A 16,332-nucleotide genomic window follows, 5' to 3' on the forward strand; every position below is an offset into this window, starting at 1 on the left:
CAATCGTGTATCCAATCGCACCCATAAGTAAGTAGCCCAACTTTAAACCAGACTAGCTAGAGAATTTGATGCGATCGCATATTATTGACAATTGGGAATCTCAAGATGAGCCAGAACACTGGCGAATAATGTGCGATCGCATCCTCAAGAATACTCACTACCCTGTTGGGTTACTAGAACTATATCAGCACATCCTCCATCATGGGCAGGTGGGTGTTATTGATAGTCCAGAAGAGAAGGAGTTGCTGTTGTCGGAGTTAGTAGTTAAGCAACAGGGTGTTTTGAAAGTTCATAATCGGATTTATGAACTGATATTTGATAGTAATTGGGTTGAAAGTTGTATGCGGAAATTTGTTTGAAGAATACTGACTTTGTTTAACTTGAGTTTAGGACAAGCTAAAACTTTGAGTCTGTTGTTAGTTTTGAAAGCTTATAACCCTTATTCTATTGTACAAGCAATCAGAATTTAGTCTTTAACCCTAATTGAGGTTAATTACATTTCAACTAATTACCCAATCTCCATTAACTCTATAGTCTGCAATAGTTGTTTCTTCCTGACGAAGCCAGTACCATTTGTTAGGATCACCCTTATCGTATGTTACTTGTATTTGACGATGTGTTTTGCTGTCACCCGTTTTAGAAGAAGTAACAGGTCTCCACTCACTCTCATTTGAATTTCTATTTGATGCTTCACATATACAAAAACTAGCACTTCCTGCGGTTATCTCAATGTTGGCAACAAGATTTTTTTTACCCTTAATAATGTGGCTAATAGATACTCTTATGGTTTCATTATCCTGGATATGCACACCACTCATCATGATTTCGTGGATATGAAAACTACTCATCTTATTTTCTCCCTTATGTTTTAATTGAGTTTAGGACAAGCTAAAACTTTGAGTCTGTTGTTAGTTTTGAAAGCTTATAACCCTTATTCTATTGTACAAGCAATCAGAATTTAGTCTTTAACCCTAATTGAGGTTAATTACATTTCAACTAATTACCCAATCTCCATTAACTCTATAGTCTGCAATAGTTGTTTCTTCCTGACGAAGCCAGTACCATTTGTTAGGATCACCCTTATCGTATGTTAATTGTATTGTACGATGTGTTTTACTGTCACCCGTTTTAGAAGAAGTAACTCTTTTCCACTCACTCTCATTTGAATCTTTATTTGATGCTTCACATATACAAAAACTAGCACTTCCTCCGGTTATCTCAATGTTGGCAACAAGATTTGGTTTACCCTTAATAATGTGGCTAATAGGTACTCTATTTTTTGTGCTGACTTCACCATTGCCCTCGATATGCCAAGTACCCATCTGATTTTCCCCCTTATGTTTTCATTGATAAAATCGTCTAAAATGATACACTATTTCGCACAACGTATACCAGTTTGTGGAGTATGAGATGAAGCCTCTCTACCCGTTGAAATTTTCCATGTGAGAGAATGTAACTTATCTCTCCAATTTCCTCCTCTAACAACTAAAGAATTTGATTTTAATTGCTTAGGATCGGCATCCAACCAAACTAAATTCTGATCATATTTGAAGTAAGATTCTTGATAGTAAGATGCAGTCCATTCCTCAACATTTCCAACTAAGTTGTAAATGCCTTCAGGATCAATACTTTTGTCTTTTGTAGGTTTATTTACTTCTATAATACCAGTTCCTTGTGTTTTATTTTCGGGTAAAACGTTTGCAGGAAATAGTGTAGGAGTGTCATTCCCCCACGGCCATTTATTACCTTTTCCACCACGAGCAGCCCTTTCCCACTCCAATTCTGTAGGTAAACGCATTCCTAACCAATCACAGTAAGTAGCTGCATGAAAAGCTGTTACCTGTACTACTGGGTGTTCTGAAAATTTCTCATCATATAGCTTACTAGGGTCAACTGGCTCATCACAATGTCCAGCCTTAACACAGAGACGATATAGACGATTAGAAACTTCAAATTTTTGAATTTGAAAAGCTCGTATATGAGGATGCCATTCAGGCATTTCATCTTCATTAGCATCACGATCATTTGTGCCAATAGTAGCATTACCTTCAGGGATAGATACCATTTGAGTTTGCCAAATTGTATACCAACGTAATACTTCACGATAAGCAAAGTAGCCGATGAAAGCGGTACTAATCATACCTAGCACAATTACCAACCATTGCAATCTGCGTCTTGCTTGTCGCTCTAGTGCTAGTTGTCGCTGTTGCCTTTGCTCACGTTCTAAAGCCGATCGCTCTCTCAATTCCACACAAGCACTGATATAATTAGCCTCAAGCTGATTCAAAAATCCACTTTTCTTTAATAACGCCTCAGCATCTTCTAACCTCCCACCTCGATGTACTAAATAATTGTCGTCTGTTGGTTTTTCCTCCCACTCCCAAGCCGCTTGACGGATAGTTTCACGCAGTTGTAAATCAGTCCGATTTTCATTCAACCACTCAAGCAATCTTGGCCAGTAACGAATTAAGGCTTCATGAGCAACTTCCACTTCTTCAAGATTTGTAGACTCATCTACACTCGTCACTACGAGCCGCGCACCTTCCCCAGCCAATCGCTGCACTAGGTTTTTAGTTACCGCCAACTCACCACCAACAGGTACTAACTCCTCTAACCCAACACGCCTTCGTGTATCTCGGCGTTGCTCACCTTGCACAGCTTCTTCATCCAAGCGGGTGAGGCGCACAAAGATATTCTTGATTTGCTCTCGTGCTTCTGGTTTGGAACGATTATAAATATCATCGGCAGTTTGAGAAATCGCCTTTTTCACACCGCCAATGGCCTCATACTCTACACAACGCAACCATCTGCCATGTCGCCGTTTCCACAACTCAAACAATGCGTGTTGCAGTAGTGGCATAGCACCGGGTTCTCCTTCGACTTCATCTAAAATGGAATTGCTCAAACCAGCTTCAAACCGCAAACCCACTTTTACAGCCTGCATTTCCATTGCTCGACGTAACTCGGCTAAATCCATAGGTGCAATTAATTCTTGTCTAGCCTGCATCATTTCTTTGAGTTTGGGGTAAGTTGCACATTCTCCCCAAAAGTCTGCCCGCATCGTAATTATCACTTTTTGCTGCTGGCTAAAACTGATTAATTTGTCGATGAATTTTTGTCTTTGTGCTTCATCACTACAAAGAGTAAACAATTCTTCAAACTGGTCTATCACCAATACAAAATTCTGGCCTTGAAAGGTTGATAGACTTGTTTGCATTACAGCAATTGGTTCACTAGTGGGTGTCATGTAAGCCATTTGGAGGTTTGGCTGCTGGCTTTGTAGTGCTGGGATTAATCCTGCCAATACCACGGATGATTTACCACTACCAGAAGCCCCCAACACAGGTAAAAAATTGTCTTGCGCCAGTTTCTCTTGTAGTTGTGCAATCAACTGCTCCCGCCCAAAGAAAAACTCGCGGTCTTCCAAGCGGAACGGGTACAATCCTCGAAAGGGACAGCGTGAGTCATAGGCTGGTGGTTCTTTACCCAATGCCAAAGCTGGAAAACTCAAATCCAAGACTTCGCTACATATCGTATTGATTGCGTCCAAAGCCTGCTGCTGTTCTTGCAGTGCCTCTTTGGTTTCAGTATTTAATGTTCTATTCAGCACTGTTATTTGCTGATTCAACTCATCAGACAGTATGGGCGCACGTTCTGGTAATAATTCTTTTAAAGAATCTAAAGCATACTTGATTTCTTTGGATGTCAGAGGACGGTCTGGAGTATCACTAAATAGCGGTCTTCCTCCCAAACGGCTAAAAAGTGCAGGAACAGTTATGTCATATCTACCCTGCAATCCTGCTGTTGCTTCGCTCAATGCTAAATCTACATTGCCATGTACTCTCAATTTTTCATAAAAAGTTGTAGCTAAAGCTTGAGCAGTTTTTATACTAACTTTCTCCGTCATTGCCACGACGGCAGGTATACCCAATTCTCTAACTAAGCGTTGTGCTAGTCCGCCCATTGCTCCTGTTACTTCTGCTGTATTACTGGCACTTTCACAAGTAGACAAAAATACAAAATGCGGAGCGCGGCGTAATTTACTTAGTCTATTAATTAAAGTAGTTGCGTTGACTGGTGCTACTTGGTTGTCATCAGTGGACAAATAAATGGCAGTCTCTCCATCCGCTAATAACTTACCGTGGCAGATCAAGTGAACTAATGTATAGTATTTTTCATTATTTGTGAGACACTGCAAAAGTGCATCCAAAGTGGGCAGCCCGATCGCACCATCAACTTTTGCTAGAACATCGCCAGGAATTTGATTACCAAGGGCTGTTTTTATACTCCCTACAGCCCCATCCACATCAAAACTATCTAATTGAAATCTACCCAAACCTGATGGACTGGCTGCTATAACCAAAGCCTGCAAGTCTCGCCGCCCAATCGCCGGAAACAGTTGCTCTGTAATTGCCGGAATGTAAAGTGAAAAAGGTGTCCTTTGGTTAAGTGATAAAAATACCCATTTTCCATCTAAGGGAATACAGAGTTTTTCCCATCGTAGTTCTTTGAGATCATCTGCTTCAATGTTGAGCAAAACATGGAGATGGTTGTTTTTATTTTCACCATCTCCCACAGTTGCTAAGGCTTTAACAAATGCGTCACGGATATCATTATGAAATAGTGCTTTACCCAATGCCGCACCATATTTCTCAGGTTGTCCAGTTAAGGCTCTGAGTGCAGCGATATCATCATCATTAATCTCAAGGATGCCTTGATTACGAATCGGTACGAATTGACCGGGTTTGGTATGTTCGACAACTACAGGCCAGCTATCTTGATATTTACGTTGAATAGTAATTTCAAAGATATTCATGATTTCAACTCCAAGAGTAAATCATTGACTGCTGACACAGTTGCTTGAATTTGTTCAGCTTCAAAGGCTGGAGCTTGCTGGACTTTTTCTAAAAAGGTTTCTAACGATTTAATTAAATCCAACTTCGCTGGCTGTAATACTGATACTTCTGCTGTTATAGGTGCAGCACTGAAAGTCACTTTTTCCATGACTGGCCGCTCTATAGCGTTTTCATCACCAACAGGTAGCCGCACTGCGGGGTCGCCAATAATTGTGTAACTCCGAGCATCATTATTGGCTGTCCACATAGTAGCTATAGCTGCGTCATCAGCGATCGCACCAAATTTAATTTCTTCTAGTTGAACACTCAAATCAGATGAAAGTTCAGCATAACGCTGGTTGAAAAATTCCATCGCCGAACCCACAGGATGCCCTTCCATCAAGCGTTTTAAAGAACTTTGGAAGACTTGCAACTGCGCTCCCGCCCTCTCCCACATAAAAGAATATCCCCAAGCTCGCTCGACATGACCAACTACAGCCAATGCTCCTCCTTGGGGATGACTCAACAAACGTCTTGGTAAAGGAGCCACAAAAGCACGCGGAGCAATAGTTAACCTTTCGTTAGTTGCTTTAAGATGGGCAAAATCATCGAATTTGGGAGTACCAGCACCATAGCAGGCAAAATGAATAGCGATTAATCCGAGCAGGCGATCGCTTACACTAATGTCATCCGCAGAAAAATAAAAATCTTCAGGAATTTTTTCTCTCCACTGGAGTGGCCCCGGCCAATCTTGGCAGAGTAACCCCCCTTGATGGCGTTCTTGTCGTGGGTCGCCATTGGGAAAACCCATCCCATGACTCGCTGTAAACAATAAGCTAGGAGTTTGATCACCACCTAATAATTGCCCTAACCGAGCCTTGGTAGCTTCATCTTTAAGGATACTTTGAATATTCCAGCTTGCTTGGTCTTGAGCTATCCATTCAGCTAGGGGTTTAATTAGTTGGTCAGCACTGAGTTGAGTTGCTTGGTCGCCATTGTTCCGCACGCCGAAAAAACTAGCATTGCGGGGTAGTGAGAGTTTACCTGTTTCTGCTTCGACAACACTATGAGCATACTGAGCATATTCTTCTAATGTGTCAAAATAAATTCGACCTACCGCATACTGCACATCAAGTTGGTACTGAAAGCTATAGGGAATTGTTTCTGGGTCGCCGACAATCATTAGATAGTAAGGCATCTTATCAGGGTCGGCTGGCCCTTGCCCTACTTTATGACGTGCCAAAAACGTAGTTTTCGTCTCACCTGGACGATAAGCTTTAACGCCAATATATTCCTGATAATAATGTTCTTTGTTTTGGGTAGCTTGCTTTTGACGCAGTTCTAACAATGGGCTAAGTGCTTCTTTAATTGCTGGGTCAGCACCATAAGCAAAAATTACTCCCCAACCAGTCTCTGCTAAATTTTTCGGGTCTACTCCCTCTATGGGTGCATATTCTGGGTCTAGACCTTTGACGCGTAAATTTTTCCTTTGGAGTTCTTTGAGAAGTTCTACATCTATTTCTTCACCCTGAGCAATTTGAGAAACTTGCATCGGTGTCAGTGGCGGAAGCGAATACTTACCAGTTGCGCCATCAATTCCATTAAAAAATAGCAATTCTTCACTCATAATTTGGCTATTCCTTGATTTCTGATTGATTCAACTAGCAAGTGCAGCTTGCCACACAGCATGAGCTACTTCTGGTTTAGCTATATCATTATGAGCGCCCACAAATATTCCATCACTAGTATCACAGATATATTGAGTGCTATCCAAGTTGTAGACTTTACCTGCTGCAAACTGGTACGGTTCATTCACAGAAAGCATTTTCATATCTACAATTTCCAAACCTGGGCCACGAGCGCCAAAAGTACCAAGTGCGCCAAATTTAGGAAATTCCATAGGGTCAAAAACTACTTGCTGGCGAATTCCCGCCGCGAGAGGATACATCATCCCAACAGCTTTGTCTAACTGCGTTTGGGTAGTAATAATCGGCCCAGCAACTTTATGATTAGCGATGATGGAATGAAAGTAACCTGGACGACCTGGTAAAACTGGGATGTCTGCACAATAAGACCACAATGATAAAGCACCTTGGATTAAAGCTACAGAATTAACTGGGCGGATTAAAGTACCGTGACCACCAGAGCCTGCTAACATGGCGGAGACAACAATACATCCAAAACTGTGACCCATGAGGTGAAACCGCACAGTATTTGCAGTTGCTTTTTGGAGTTGTGTTAGTAACTCAAAACCTCCAGTTTCACCAATTTGACGCGCTCTATCTTTCATTTTCCAAAAAGATAGAACTCGTAGAGGCATCAAGATTCCATTTAAGTCAAACTGACCAAAATTAACTGGTTCTGCTTTAGTAGCTTCAAATATACCTTCTGGATCAAAAGAAAAGCGATCGCTCCCCGGTGCTGCTCCTTCACCATCATTACCTAAACCCGATTCTCGGTTCAAAACTTCGTAGGCTTGACGTACCTCTAATGGCATATACTCAGGTGCAATATCTTCCATCGCTGCTTGGAAAATTGTTTTGAGTGCTTGTCGAGAAGTATCTGTGTCAGCAATCCTTTGAGCATACTCCTCAATTAAGCTCTCTAATGGAGAAATAGAGCTTGAATCAAAAGACACAGAATTACTCAGTTCCTCATTACCCCAAGGCAAACTCGGCCAATATAAACCAATTAAAAGTGGGCGAAATTCTGGGCATACTTGTTTGATGTGTGCAATATCATTTAAATTGTGGTGCATTGCACCAATCCATTTGTTATATTGCTGCCGCGCTCCAGCAACATCACTCATCCAACCATGACTAAATATAAAAACATCTGTAATTTGCTCACAAGATAAAATATCTAATATCTTTTGGCTCATTTTACCTTGAGGATCATCACGTTGATTACCAGCAGCATCAAACGGGACTAAATAGTACTGTAATGAAGTTCCTGGTATTGGTTCAAGTGACATATAAATTCCCTCAAAAATAAATTAAATCTTAATTAAAAAGCCAAACAATATTAATTTTATTACTTACAATAAGAATCCAAGGGACAAGTAACAAAAGTTTTGCCACTCATCCCCCTCAAATTTATAATCCAATTGCCCCAACTACAACTTCTTTATCTGGATTTCCCTGAATATACTTCAGCACAATCTGAACGCCTATTCCTTCCTGACGCACAGCAATTTGATAGTGGTCTGGGTTTAAGTCTTTATTATTTTCTTTAATAAAATCAAATAGTTTAACTAAGTTAAATTGTGTGTTAGCCATTTTATTCTACTCCAAATTAATTCATAAACAAAAAACAAAATTTAAGTTTCTGTTTTTTTGTTTATTGCTTTTCTATAAAAGATAATAGTTCTAATTTTATGTATATAAAATCTATATAACTCATATTTTTTCAGGAAAAATAACCTAAAAACTCATATTAAGATAAGTTAAAATCTCATATAAATAGGACTTACGCAAGAACCCTCTCAAATCCTCTTAACTTCGTGTCCTTTGCGCTCTTTGCGGTTCGTTTTTTCATGATTTTGCGTAAGTCCTGATAAAATTAATATCGCTGTTATGCAAAGCAGCAGTTTATAAGCTAGTCACACAGTAGCTTTAACTGTTTTGGTGATGTTTAGCCTGCTCAGTTTTGGTGCCAGCGATCGCCAAGGCAGCCATATCATAGAGAGTATCCACTTTTGGAAGAAATACCAGGCGATAGGAAATCGCGGTTCATCTTGTACACAAACAAAGTCCACCTACGCGGACTATCTTGAAACCCGCGCAGGCGGGTTTAGTTTGTATAGCCCCAGACTTCAGTCTGAGGGCTATGTGCTGAAAAGGCTTGCATAATATGGGCGGGCAAGATGCCCACCCCACAAGAGTTTAATATAATTTAGATATGCAAACTAAATGTTTTTTGGCTTAGTAAATAAAGCTCCAAACCCTCTCCTTTCCCCCTGCTACGCCAGTGGCTACAAGTCGGGAAACCAGCCCAACGTGCTGGCTCACCTGCGGTCATAAACTGCAAATTATGTGTTTTATAGTTTATTCCCTTCACCACAGACAAAGAAATTAGTTTATGCTGGAAAAAGTGAAAGATTAAGAAAATTTAAATTTTTCTCCCAGTGTACTCATGCAATGTATCGTAAATCGCCGCGCTCAATTTTCGGCTAGTCATCGCTATTGGCTACCCGAACTGAGTGAAGCTGAGAATTTTGAGAAATTTGGTGCTGGCTCAAAATTTCCTGGACATGGACACAACTATGTCTTATTTATTTCCCTGGCTGGGGAACTAGATAAGTATGGCATGGTGCTGAATTTGTCTGATGTCAAACAAGTCATTAAACGCGAAGTTACCAGCCAACTGGATTTTTCTTATCTCAATGATGTCTGGGCAGAATTTCAAGAAACTCTACCCACCACTGAAAATATTGCACGGGTTATCTGGCGGCGGTTAGCACCCCACTTGCCTGTAGTCCGCGTACAGTTATTTGAACATCCTGAACTTTGGGCAGATTATATGGGAAATTCAATGGAAGCTTACCTCAGTATCAGTACTCACTTCAGTGCCGCACACCGTTTGGCACATCCTGATCTCAGCTTAGAAGATAATACTGAGATTTATGGCAAATGCGCTCGGACTAATGGCCACGGACACAACTATCATTTAGAAGTGACTGTAAAAGGCGAAATTGATCAACGTACTGGAATGATTGTTGATTTGGGTGCATTGCAGAAAGCGATCGCAGATTATGTGGTAGAACCATTTGATCACACCTTTTTGAATAAAGATGTACCTTATTTTGCTGAGGTTGTGCCGACTGCGGAAAATATTGCTCTATATATTAGTAATTTACTGCGATCGCCCATCCAAAACCTAGGAGCCAAGCTTTACAAAGTCAAACTCATCGAAAGCCCCAATAACTCCTGCGAAATCTACTGCACAGATACAGAATCAAATACTGTCGGTGTAGCAGATAGCCAACCTGTTTTAGCTAGGTTGTAGTTTTTCTAGAGACGCGGAATTTTGCGTCTCTAATTTTTCATCAACAGAAATCTATGCAAAGGATGACTATCCAAGAAAAGTCACACGGAGATGATAAAATTACTCTTTAGTTATTTAGTTAATAATGAGTAATTATCAAATGTCCTCGACGCTTCATCCCTTGCAAATTGGTAAACATATTGCCCGTTATCCCATTATGCAAGCGGCAATGGCAGTTAGGGTTGCTGGCGCACAATTGGCTGGCGCAGTTGCTAATGCTGGGGGCGTGGGGATGATTGCTTCTCTGGGACTGGGTTTAGATTCTCCCTACTTTAATCAACGCAAACCGAGTAGTTTTTTCACAGCCAATCGACTCGCACTGATTGATGAATTGTCTAAAGCCAGATATATCAGCCCTGATGGGGTGATAGGTGTAAATATTCTTGTCGGTACGAAAGATTACGCCGGATTAGCCACAACCGCCGCAGCTGAGGGTGCAAATTTAATTGTGACTGGGGCAGGAATGCCTTTAACTTTACCAGAGTACACGGCTGATTTTCCTGATGTTGCCCTGGTACCAACGATCGCTAATTTTGATGCAGCTCAGTTTCTTTGTCAAACTTGGAAAAATCGATATAATCGTTTACCCGATGCTTTAATTGTGGAAAACTGCCAGAAGGTAGGGGGACATTTTACCCAATGTGAACAGATAAATGTGCCAGGGTTTTCAGTTGGCTGGGTGATTTCGCAAATTCGAGATTATTTAGCCCAGACAATGGGTGCAAGGATACCTTTGATTGTCACAGGTGGAATTAGCGATCGCCACGATATTGATCAAATGTTAGCAATTGGCGCTGATGGCGTGCAGATAGGTACTCGCTTTATCACCACAATTGAATGTGATGCCAATCAGCGTTATAAAGAACGTCATTTGCAAGCGAATATAGCAGATATTGTTACTGTACCCAGTCCCGTCGGCAAACCGAGTCGGGCTTTACGCAACTCCTTCGCCGAGGAAATAATGGCAGATTCATCACAGAAAAGGTCTTGTATTGCTAACTGTTTAGAAACTTGTCTGTTTCGAGACAAAGGCAAAACCTACTGCTTACTCAATGCCCTAGCGCAAGCTGCCCGTGGTGATGTGGAACATGGTTTAATTTTTTCTGGTGCTAATGTTAGCCATCCTGGGCGCATGATGTCTGTTGCAGAATTGATGGCAGATTTGACGGCTTAAGATCATGTCTGGTAAAAGACTTATCATAAAAACCGCAGGGGGCAGGGTGCAGGGGGAGAAAGAGTTTTGTCTTTCTGCACAGATTTCTCGAATCATAACTGATTAACCAAGCATGGTATCACTTATTGCTAAATCTGCGTTGTGGCTAATGCTACGCTTTAATTAACTTGAGTTCGACAAACATCATCAAAAAGACGAAAAATGATTCATCGAACTCATATTTAATTACAATTAAGTTTTAAAGTAATTGCTGAAACTGGAAATTTTTAACATTAATTTATGAACATAAATGACATTCTCAAATCCTATGTTGCTGGTAAAAGAAACTTCCAAAAACTGAATTTGCAAGAAGCAGAATTAACTAATGCCAACCTTACAGGTGTAGACTTTAGCTATGCTGATTTGCGTCAAACCAGACTGGGTAAAACTAATCTGAGCCAAGCTTGTTTACGAGAAGCAGATTTGAGTGAATCTATTCTTTGGGGTATAGATTTAAGTGAAGCAGATTTATATCGTGCTGTTTTGCGAGAAGCTGATTTAACGGGTGCGAAATTAGTTAATACTCGGTTAGAAGAAACTAACTTAATTAAGTCAAGTTTATGTGGTGCTAATTTGCATAAAGCAAACTTATCGCGTTCACTGCTGTTTCAAGTTGATTTGCGTCCTAGTTCTAACCAGCGCACAGATTTAGGATACGCACTGTTAACTGGAGCAGATTTGAGTTACGCTGACCTGAGAGCAGCTTCTTTACATCACGCTAACTTAGATCAAGCCAAGTTGTGTAGAGCTAATCTGAGTAAAACAATACAGTGGGGTAACTTAGCCGCAGATTTAAGCGGGGCTAGTTTGCAAGGTGCAGACTTGAGTTATGCCAATTTAGAAAGTGCAGTTCTCAGAAAAGCCAATCTTCAAGGCGCAGACTTAACGGGGGCTATTCTCACAAATGCCGATTTTCAAGGAGCAATTATGCCTGATGGTAGCATTCATGATTGAATAGGAGCGATCGGGTAGTAGTCCATAGTCAAGAAGTGTTGTTAAGACCACAAAAGAGCTTGAGATTCTGCAAAAACATACATTTACGGGTAAAGAAAAGTTTGGCGTATGTAATTGCCATCATGAATATAATTTTGCATGGCATTGATGCGCCAGCCATCATAAACGCAATACAAACCATCAGGTTCAGTACCGCCGAAACCTCTAGGTTCAGTGCCGCCGAAACCTCTAGGTTGAGCGAAGCCGAAACCCAATTAACCATCAAATACATAAGATTTGACTTATGCTGATTCAGAAAATTGTCCAAGAACTGCAAAACATCCCCGAAGATAAACTCGCAGAAATTTATGATCTGATTCACTACTTTCGCTTAGGTTTAAATCGGGAAACTGCCCAACCTCTGACGGTAAGCGAACTTGAACCGCGTACCCCAGGATTACTAACAGGAAAACTCAGCGATGCTTTTTTTGAACCCTTACCGGAAGAAGAACTTCAGCAATGGGAAGAAACTACCTAATTGACACACATATCCTATTATGGTGGCTCTTTGATGACCCAAAACTCGATACTGAATGCCGAGACATCATTCGCAACCCTGATCATCGCATTTTCGTGATAGTGTTTCTGCTTGGGAAATTGCCACTAAATACCGCATTGGGAAACTACCTGAAGCAAAACAACTCGTTGAGCAATATTCACAGATATTAAATCGGGCAAGATTTATCGAATTTGGAATCACCTCAGCCCATGCACTCAGAGCCGGAAGTCTACCAATTGCCCATCGAGATCCCTTTGATCGCATGATCATGGCTCAAGCGGAACTCGAAAGTTTGCCCGTCATCACTTACGATACAGCATTTCAAACGGGACTGATTCAGGTAATTCCCGACCACAAGTAAAGACTATGAATGAAGCCGAAACCTCTAGGTTGAGTCCAAAGTTTACTCAGTTCATAGTCATGGGAATACTGCTTGGGTAATATAGAAATAGAATGTCTTGAAGCAAGACTAACGCACGGTTTCACGCAAAGCCTCAGCATCAATGGGTTTGATGAGATAAAGCAAGAGTAAATTCCAGACAATAGCCGCTATTAAAGGTAGTTTACGCATCAGCTTGATAAATTTAGGCTGAGAACTACGTTCAATTTCTGCAATTTGTAAGTTGTAATCTGCACAGCGTTGTAAGCGGGGGAAAAATTGGGGATGTTCGGTATTTAACATTACAGGAAAAGCTCGTCCGGCGGTTTCATTGGTGTTGTAAACCACTTGGCGGTCAAAATCTGTCGCATCTAGTCCTAAAGTTCTGTAAAAACCAGATCGTTCATGAACTGTCATTGTATGGGTAGCAAAGACCGACAGCAAGAAAAAGCGACTCCAGAGTTTAGCTTTCCAGGTCTTCCAAAGTTGTGGTTGAGAACGTAACAGCGCCTTAAATATATCTCCGTGGCGATTTTCGTCCTGACACCAACTCTCAAAGTAGCGGAAGATGGGGTAAAACTGGTTTTCCGGGTGCTGTTGTAGATGTCTGTAAATAATGATGTAACGCCAATAGCCGATTTTTTCTGAGAGGTAGACGGTGTAGAGTACCCATTCTATTGGGAAAAACGTATAGGTGCGGGTTTTCGTCACCATTGCTAAATCTAGGGAGAGCTTAAAATCCCCCATTGCTTTGTTGAGAAAGCCGGCGTGACGAGCTTCATCTCGCGCCATGAGTTGAAACATCTCTGCTAGTAAGGGGCTGCGATTTTTCAGCTTGCGCGACAACTCCTTGAACAGCAAAAAGCCAGAAAATTCGGAAATGCAAGAGCGTTCTAAATAATCAATAAACGCCTGTCTCGCTTCACCTTCAATGTGTTCCCAGGACTGTTCAAATGCTTCATCCCGAACAAAGTGGTGGCGGTTGTAGTCGGCTCGCATCTCTGCCAACATTGCCTGCAATTCTGTATCTTGAGTAGACAAATCTAGGTTGGCTGCTTTTTCAAAATCTGTTGTATAAAAGCGGGGAGTGAGTACAGTTTCTTTGGTGGGGGTTTTAATTCCTGGCTTGGGCAGAGTATTAACCATAAGTAATACGGTAATCAAGTAAATAATTTCATAACTATCAAGTTATGATAAGTTGGATTCTTTGGCTAGACCTCTTTACAATCCTTCAGTAAAGTCGGAAATTACCAGACTACAGATATTAGAGCAAAGCTTTAGAGGACAGGGGTTAGGATAGTTTATTAAGTTTTGAAACTTATCGGTTGCAAATTCAATTCATAACTATAAAGTTATTAAGTGGTGATAATTTCACCGACCTGAAATTATAGAGGTTTTACCATGCGCCGTCATTCCGATAAGTCTCTGCATGAATCTTCAAATCACACAACATTGCTCACATCACCGAATAACAGCATACCCAAGGATTCACGGCAGCGAGTGTTACAATTCATGCAAAAAATCCAGGATGAGATTTGCACAGGGTTAGAACAAATTGACGGAGAAGCACGCTTTCAACAAGATTATTGGGAGCGAGAAGAAGGTGGAGAAGGACGTACCCGTGTGATTCGAGAAGGGCGGGTGTTTGAACAGGGTGGTGTGAATTTTTCCGCAGTCTGGGGAAAAAATTTACCAGCTTCGATTTTGACGCAACGTCCAGAAGCAGCAGGACATGAGTTTTTTGCCACAGGAACTTCAATGGTGTTGCATCCTCGTAATCCCTTTGTGCCAACAGTACATCTTAACTATCGCTACTTTGAAGCTGGCCCGATTTGGTGGTTTGGTGGTGGCGCAGATTTAACGCCATATTATGCCTTTGCTGAAGATGCGGTTCACTTTCATCAGACATTTAAAAATGCTTGTGATTCTCACCATCCAGAGTATTACCCAACTTTTAAGCGTTGGTGCGATGAATACTTTTATTTGCGCCATCGTCAAGAACAGCGCGGTATTGGGGGGATTTTCTTTGATTATCAAGATGCAAGCGGTAAGCTTTACGTCGGTTCTCAAACAGATACTCCAGCCGCTATTTACAGCCAAAAAGTGGGGAATGTAGAGCGCAATTGGGAAAATATCTTTGGGTTTGTGCAGTCTTGCGGTAAAGCTTTTTTACCTGCTTACTTGCCCATTGTAGAACGGCGACAAGGAATAGAGTATGGCGATCGCCAGCGTAATTTCCAACTGTATCGTCGGGGTCGTTACGTCGAGTTTAATTTAGTTTACGACCGAGGCACAGTGTTTGGGTTACAAACCAAGGGCAGAACAGAATCTATCCTGATGTCATTACCACCTTTAGCACGGTGGGAATATTGCTATGAAGCAGAAGCAGGAACCCCAGAAGCGGAATTGACGGAAGTTTTTCTTCAGCCTAGAGATTGGGTGTAAGAAAGGCAAAAGTAAAAAGTAAAAAGATTCTTTTCTTTTGCCTTTTAACTTTTACCTTTTTACTTCTCTTCCCAATCCCAAAAACATAACCAGAATTTTTTAATAATGAATGAGGTATTCGCTATGAGTAGCCATTTAGATGTGCGTTTGCGAGAAGGAACAAAACATTCCCATACCTTGGCGGAAAATACTGCGTTTATGAAATGTTTCCTGAAAGGGATTGTCGAAAAGAGCTTTTTTAGGAAATTGTTGGCGGATCTTTACTTTGTCTATTCTGTTTTAGAGGCAGAATTACAACGATATCAAAATCATCCAATTGTGGGGTTGATTTATTTTCCAGAATTGAATCGGCAAGCCAATTTAGAAAAAGATTTAGCATATTATTACGGTGAAAATTGGCAAGAAGAAATTAAACCTTCACCATCTGGAAAAATTTATGTAAATCGGCTGCGGGAAATTGCTAACACACAACCTGAGTTATTAATTGCTCATGCTTACACCCGCTATATGGGAGATTTATCTGGTGGACAAGCCCTACGAAATATTGCTCGTTCTGCAATGGATTTACCACCAGATCAAGGAACTGCAATGCACGAATTTGAACAAATTCCTACCCCAGAAGCCAAACGAGCATTTAAAGAACAATACCGTCAAGCGTTGAATTCTTTGGCGATAGATGAAACTATAGTTCAGAAAATTGTAGACGAAGCTAACTATGCTTTTGCACTCAACCGGGATGTCGTTCATGAACTAGAAGCAGATGTGAAAGCTGTTGTTGGTGATCATGTTTTTGATTTGATGACTCGCCAAGATAAACCAGGTAGCACAGAAAATAGGACTGAACAAAATAAGGTACTTAATTACAGTATTTGAAGTGCTGCAAAATGAACAGATACCCGACTTCTTCAAGAAGTCGGATATC

General features: G+C 41.0%; 15 protein-coding genes and 1 pseudogene. 8 read left to right on the forward strand and 8 right to left on the reverse strand.

Translation table 11 applies throughout. The features are described 5' to 3' along the window. Nucleotides 1–68 precede the first annotated feature (68 nt). Entirely contained in the window at nt 69–359 is a 291-nt protein-coding gene (locus tag H6G75_RS08165) for a hypothetical protein (RefSeq protein ID WP_190979452.1), read from the forward strand. Between the two features lie 141 nt (nt 360–500). Here the strand turns inward: H6G75_RS08165 and H6G75_RS08170 are convergent, their stop codons facing one another. The 6 genes from H6G75_RS08170 to H6G75_RS08195 all read right to left on the reverse strand — a co-directional run bounded on the left by H6G75_RS08170 (nt 501) and on the right by H6G75_RS08195 (nt 8,113). Beyond that, the gene (locus H6G75_RS08170; RefSeq protein WP_190979453.1) at nt 501–848 is read right to left on the reverse strand and encodes a hypothetical protein; all 348 of its coding nucleotides are present in this window, start codon (nt 846–848) and stop codon (nt 501–503) included. Between the two features lie 144 nt (nt 849–992). After that, a complete protein-coding gene (locus H6G75_RS08175) occupies nt 993–1,322 on the reverse strand; it encodes a hypothetical protein (RefSeq protein WP_190979454.1) in 330 nt (109 codons plus the stop codon). Nucleotides 1,323–1,372: 50 nt separating this feature from the next. Next, nucleotides 1,373–4,816, reverse strand: a complete 3,444-nt coding sequence (locus H6G75_RS08180) for an SUMF1/EgtB/PvdO family nonheme iron enzyme (RefSeq protein ID WP_190979455.1) — start codon at nt 4,814–4,816, stop codon at nt 1,373–1,375. Then, a complete protein-coding gene (locus H6G75_RS08185; RefSeq protein WP_190979456.1) occupies nt 4,813–6,462 on the reverse strand; it encodes a hypothetical protein in 1,650 nt (549 codons plus the stop codon). The genes H6G75_RS08180 and H6G75_RS08185 overlap by 4 nt, the downstream gene beginning before the upstream one ends. Before the next feature lie 30 nt (nt 6,463–6,492). Continuing rightward, nucleotides 6,493–7,809: a hypothetical protein gene (locus tag H6G75_RS08190; RefSeq protein WP_190979457.1), complete on the reverse strand. Its 1,317-nt coding sequence runs from the start codon at nt 7,807–7,809 to the stop codon at nt 6,493–6,495. A gap of 121 nt (nt 7,810–7,930) precedes the next feature. Then, the gene (locus H6G75_RS08195; RefSeq protein ID WP_190979458.1) at nt 7,931–8,113 is read right to left on the reverse strand and encodes a hypothetical protein; all 183 of its coding nucleotides are present in this window, start codon (nt 8,111–8,113) and stop codon (nt 7,931–7,933) included. Between the two features lie 856 nt (nt 8,114–8,969). Here H6G75_RS08195 and H6G75_RS08200 point away from each other — a divergent pair. The 3 genes from H6G75_RS08200 to hetL all read left to right on the forward strand — a co-directional run bounded on the left by H6G75_RS08200 (nt 8,970) and on the right by hetL (nt 12,048). Continuing rightward, a complete protein-coding gene (locus H6G75_RS08200; protein WP_190979459.1) occupies nt 8,970–9,842 on the forward strand; it encodes a 6-carboxytetrahydropterin synthase in 873 nt (290 codons plus the stop codon). A 139-nt stretch (nt 9,843–9,981) separates the two neighbouring features. Beyond that, on the forward strand, nt 9,982–11,055 hold the full coding sequence (locus H6G75_RS08205) for a nitronate monooxygenase family protein (protein ID WP_190979460.1): 1,074 nt from the start codon (nt 9,982–9,984) through the stop codon (nt 11,053–11,055). 279 nt (nt 11,056–11,334) lie between these two features. Beyond that, nucleotides 11,335–12,048 carry a heterocyst differentiation pentapeptide repeat protein HetL gene (gene hetL, locus H6G75_RS08210; protein WP_190979461.1) on the forward strand — a complete coding sequence of 238 codons (714 nt, stop codon included), beginning with the start codon at nt 11,335–11,337 and terminating at the stop codon, nt 12,046–12,048. Between the two features lie 83 nt (nt 12,049–12,131). Here the strand turns inward: hetL and H6G75_RS08215 are convergent, their stop codons facing one another. Next, on the reverse strand, nt 12,132–12,302 hold the full coding sequence (locus tag H6G75_RS08215; protein WP_190979462.1) for a hypothetical protein: 171 nt from the start codon (nt 12,300–12,302) through the stop codon (nt 12,132–12,134). Nucleotides 12,303–12,331: 29 nt separating this feature from the next. Between H6G75_RS08215 and H6G75_RS08220 the strand changes: the two genes are divergently transcribed. Further along, complete coding sequence (locus H6G75_RS08220) at nt 12,332–12,565, forward strand: hypothetical protein (protein WP_190590284.1); 234 nt, start codon at nt 12,332–12,334, stop codon at nt 12,563–12,565. 136 nt (nt 12,566–12,701) lie between these two features. Then, a pseudogene (locus tag H6G75_RS32920) lies at nt 12,702–12,851 on the forward strand (type II toxin-antitoxin system VapC family toxin); the annotation flags it as partial. A 204-nt stretch (nt 12,852–13,055) separates the two neighbouring features. Here the strand turns inward: H6G75_RS32920 and acsF are convergent. Then, nucleotides 13,056–14,111 carry a magnesium-protoporphyrin IX monomethyl ester (oxidative) cyclase gene (gene acsF, locus H6G75_RS08230; protein WP_190979463.1) on the reverse strand — a complete coding sequence of 352 codons (1,056 nt, stop codon included), beginning with the start codon at nt 14,109–14,111 and terminating at the stop codon, nt 13,056–13,058. A 255-nt stretch (nt 14,112–14,366) separates the two neighbouring features. Here acsF and hemF point away from each other — a divergent pair, with 255 nt between their 5' ends. Next, entirely contained in the window at nt 14,367–15,410 is a 1,044-nt protein-coding gene (gene hemF, locus H6G75_RS08235) for an oxygen-dependent coproporphyrinogen oxidase (RefSeq protein ID WP_190979464.1), read from the forward strand. Between the two features lie 123 nt (nt 15,411–15,533). After that, on the forward strand, nt 15,534–16,283 hold the full coding sequence (locus H6G75_RS08240; RefSeq protein ID WP_190979465.1) for a heme oxygenase (biliverdin-producing): 750 nt from the start codon (nt 15,534–15,536) through the stop codon (nt 16,281–16,283). The last annotated feature ends 49 nt before the right edge of the window (nt 16,284–16,332 follow it).

The sequence above is a fragment of the Nostoc sp. FACHB-280 genome (assembly GCF_014697615.1).
Classification (GTDB): domain Bacteria; phylum Cyanobacteriota; class Cyanobacteriia; order Cyanobacteriales; family Nostocaceae; genus Nostoc_B.

Excerpts from the sequence above, each read along its gene's own strand:
- H6G75_RS08165 (WP_190979452.1), top strand. The coding sequence starts at position 69 with ATGCGATCGCATATTATTGACAATTGGGAATCTCAAGATGAGCCAGAA.
- H6G75_RS08170 (WP_190979453.1), bottom strand. The coding sequence starts at position 848 with ATGAGTAGTTTTCATATCCACGAAATCATGATGAGTGGTGTGCATATC.
- H6G75_RS08175 (WP_190979454.1), bottom strand. The coding sequence starts at position 1,322 with ATGGGTACTTGGCATATCGAGGGCAATGGTGAAGTCAGCACAAAAAAT.
- H6G75_RS08180 (WP_190979455.1), bottom strand. The coding sequence starts at position 4,816 with ATGAATATCTTTGAAATTACTATTCAACGTAAATATCAAGATAGCTGG.
- H6G75_RS08185 (WP_190979456.1), bottom strand. The coding sequence starts at position 6,462 with ATGAGTGAAGAATTGCTATTTTTTAATGGAATTGATGGCGCAACTGGT.
- H6G75_RS08190 (WP_190979457.1), bottom strand. The coding sequence starts at position 7,809 with ATGTCACTTGAACCAATACCAGGAACTTCATTACAGTACTATTTAGTC.
- H6G75_RS08195 (WP_190979458.1), bottom strand. The coding sequence starts at position 8,113 with ATGGCTAACACACAATTTAACTTAGTTAAACTATTTGATTTTATTAAA.
- H6G75_RS08200 (WP_190979459.1), top strand. The coding sequence starts at position 8,970 with ATGCAATGTATCGTAAATCGCCGCGCTCAATTTTCGGCTAGTCATCGC.
- H6G75_RS08205 (WP_190979460.1), top strand. The coding sequence starts at position 9,982 with ATGTCCTCGACGCTTCATCCCTTGCAAATTGGTAAACATATTGCCCGT.
- hetL (WP_190979461.1), top strand. The coding sequence starts at position 11,335 with ATGAACATAAATGACATTCTCAAATCCTATGTTGCTGGTAAAAGAAAC.
- H6G75_RS08220 (WP_190590284.1), top strand. The coding sequence starts at position 12,332 with ATGCTGATTCAGAAAATTGTCCAAGAACTGCAAAACATCCCCGAAGAT.
- acsF (WP_190979463.1), bottom strand. The coding sequence starts at position 14,111 with ATGGTTAATACTCTGCCCAAGCCAGGAATTAAAACCCCCACCAAAGAA.
- hemF (WP_190979464.1), top strand. The coding sequence starts at position 14,367 with ATGCGCCGTCATTCCGATAAGTCTCTGCATGAATCTTCAAATCACACA.
- H6G75_RS08240 (WP_190979465.1), top strand. The coding sequence starts at position 15,534 with ATGAGTAGCCATTTAGATGTGCGTTTGCGAGAAGGAACAAAACATTCC.